Here is a 3,063-nt window from a genome sequence, read left to right as displayed (position 1 = left end):
AAGTGGCTAAAATATTGAACATCTACATCTGTCGCCATTTTTATTTACTCATAAAAAAGACCGCTTTAAGCGGCCATATTTAAATTAATACCTACAATACGCGGTCAATATCACCGCGTAGCATGATCTGAAACTGATCTGAAATGACTGTAGGTTCTGATTGCTTTACTGTGCGGATCACCCAGACTGGGAAATTTGCAGCCACGGTATTGAAACGCAGGACGTTACCATTGGCCCAACCTGCCCCCCAGCCTTCTTTCTTAATGGAGAAGTACGGCACACCAGTGACTGGGTTGATCGGCGCATAATCTGCATTTGTGGTACCAGTACCGATCTGACCAGAATATTCACCAATGCATCGAAACGATTGTGCATCGGTAAAGATTAATGCCCAGCGCTCTTGAATCGCACCTTTATTGGTGATCTGAAGCGGATACAGCGAGTCGTTGTAATTTGCTAAAATACCGCTACCCGTTGGCTCATCAACCCATACATTACTCCACGAGCCTTGCACAAACTTGCGTGTATAACGCGCTTGCATATCACCAATAACTAAAGCAGAACCCACAATGGTATCTACTGCATCATAGTTATGGGTTAAAGGCTTGGTGAAAGTCAGCTGACCGTTAATCTGTACATCACGAATCAGACCCATATCCTGATAACGATACTTCACTGTGAGTGGCGCAACCAAATTACCCAACACAAAGTCGCCACCCAGCGTCACACGGCCATAATCATAATCAACTGTGTACAAATCGAAAGCGACTTTCGTTCCGTTGGCATCTTCAAGTTCTGCCCATGAAATCCGCTGATCATTTAGATCGTATGTAGTGCCTGCAATTGCACTTGGTAACTCTTGCGCTTTGCTTGAGCTGACAATTCCAATGCCCCCAACACGGAAAATCGGCACCCGGCCATCAATCGGTAAACGAGTCGCAGACAGGCCTAAAATTTCAGAATCCAGAGGAATGTAGGTATAGGCCACTGCGTTATAACGCACTGATGAGGCATCTACCCAGACCGGAACATTGATATAAGTGTCTACTCCTTCCTGGTACTCCAGCAACGGGTCATACCAATCGTTCGCTTCAATCTCTGCCCGGTTGGCTTCAGTGATTTTAGTTTTGGTGTAAAAGTAAATCGTGACAAAGCCATTATCCCAGTTCACCTGACCATGCGCCCGACTGGTTTCAATCACTCCATTTTCATCAGCTGTCAGTGTAAGTTGTCCGTGTTCAAGCGAGGCCACAACAATGGTCATCGACTGCGGGCGGATCGGAATGATTGGTGTTCTGAAGCTGATCTTATTGATTGGCGGTAGATCGGTTGTGGTGATCAGAGATTCAAGCGTTAATGAATTGGTTTGCCCTGGTGTCCATGAACTCAATTCAATTTCACCGGTACCAAGGCGAATCAAACCTGATTGAATACCGCTGCCATTGCTTGGATTGACATCTCGGTAAATCAAACCATCTCGATCAATGAAGGTGTTGTCACCGAGTTTAAATCGTACCGATCCAGATAAAATTTGCTCACTAAAACCATAGGTGAGATCAAACTTTAAATCACCACTCGTTATAGCTTTTGTGCCTGATGTGCTACCGGAAGCATCGCGGTAATGCGCTTTAATTCCTGTCGTTTCAGAAAAAGCCTTATATGTTGTATTTCCAAGGGAAACATTACTTGGCTGCGATTGATAAATTGTCATATTCCCTCACTTAACCTGCAACATAATTTGCCCAGGGGTTTGACTGTGGTTTATAGCTGGTGGTTACTGTGGCTGTCGGCAGTGATGAGCCTGAGCCACTTTGGGTTGAGCTTGATAAGCTGAATGTCTCAGGTGTCTTTTCATAGAAAGATGAAGTTAAAACAACCGGAGTCATACTTACCGCACCAGTCGAATAGTTGATTGTTCCCTGCACCTGGCCAAAAGCATCAATCAGCGAGCCAGAGCCATTGTCTGTAACCACAAGCGTAACCGTGTCACCCAATGCAGATGTAAGCGGAACCTCAATCATGACCGAGTTGGGTTGCAGTGCTGCACCAGTGCCGATAGTAAAGGCGAGTTGTTGATTGATATCAGGTATTGCTGTTGGCACATCCTGGATCTTTGCCTCACCGAACTGGTAGCTAAAATTAAATGCAGTACCTTTCTGAGGTAGCAGATTTGGAATCAAAGCGCCTTTACCCAATGCAAAATTAATAAATCCTGTTGCATCACCAGTAAACCGACCAGCATTATTTGAAGTTGCTGTTTTTGTCACACCTTCCAACACCCAAGTCACTGTCACACTACCAGCTAGAATAGCCTCTTGCAGAAGATCAAATTCAAACTTCGCAGGCAGTACAGGCAGATTAGCGCGCTGATAAGTTGCAATTGGCGTGCCCCAGTTCAATAGAATCGGCGTATCCACATCCGGTAAAGCACCTGTCGTCAATAACCATGAGCCAGTTTCATAATTGATCATGCCTGAACCGAAGGATGGGCTTAAAGCTTTGAGCTGACCCGATCCATCATCCTGCAAGGTATAAAACTTGCCCTGACTCATGTATGAAATCGATAAAGCACCTGGTGCTGGAATTGGGATTAAAACCCCAGTCCAGTTGGTACTCTGGTTGTTCTGGGTCACCGGAATAGCATGGCTCTGGTAGTACTGGCTCGGTGCAGCAGCAGGTTTGAATGTGATATTTAAGCTCACGGTTCCGGCTGGTGCTGCAGCAGTCCATTGAATCAAACCACGCTGATAATCAATTGTTCCTACTTGGGTGCCTTGGGTGTTTTTAAGTAACCCGCCTTGATCGGTAATTTGCTGGCCTTGTAAGGTAAAAGCCACACTTGATGGAATCACCGCAGAACCGATATAGAGATTCTGGCTGACACCAATCACCATATTTGGGTAACCGGCTGTAATAGTGCCGGTATTACCCGCAACCAGCACCACACTTTCACCTGCAGCATTCACATCAATAATCGGGGTTTCAGTCTGGGCCGATGGGATAAGTTGGGCAAAGATACTTTTGGCATTGACTGTAAACTCACCCACATTGGCATCTGATGCC

The 3,063-nt window shown here is 45.7% G+C and carries 1 protein-coding gene and 1 pseudogene; both read right to left on the bottom strand.

The window, feature by feature from the left end:
- Positions 1–91: 91 nt before the first annotated feature.
- On the bottom strand, positions 92–1,711 hold the full coding sequence (locus E0H88_RS15795) for a hypothetical protein (protein WP_131275073.1): 1,620 nt from the start codon (positions 1,709–1,711) through the stop codon (positions 92–94).
- 10 nt (positions 1,712–1,721) lie between these two features.
- Positions 1,722–3,063, bottom strand: a pseudogene (locus E0H88_RS15790) (hypothetical protein); the annotation flags it as partial.

This window comes from Acinetobacter sp. ANC 4216, assembly GCF_004331195.1.
Classification (GTDB): Bacteria; Pseudomonadota; Gammaproteobacteria; order Pseudomonadales; family Moraxellaceae; genus Acinetobacter; species Acinetobacter kookii.
This window is presented reverse-complemented; position numbering and strand designations above follow the sequence as displayed.

Excerpts from the sequence above, each read along its gene's own strand:
- E0H88_RS15795 (WP_131275073.1), bottom strand. The coding sequence starts at position 1,711 with ATGACAATTTATCAATCGCAGCCAAGTAATGTTTCCCTTGGAAATACA.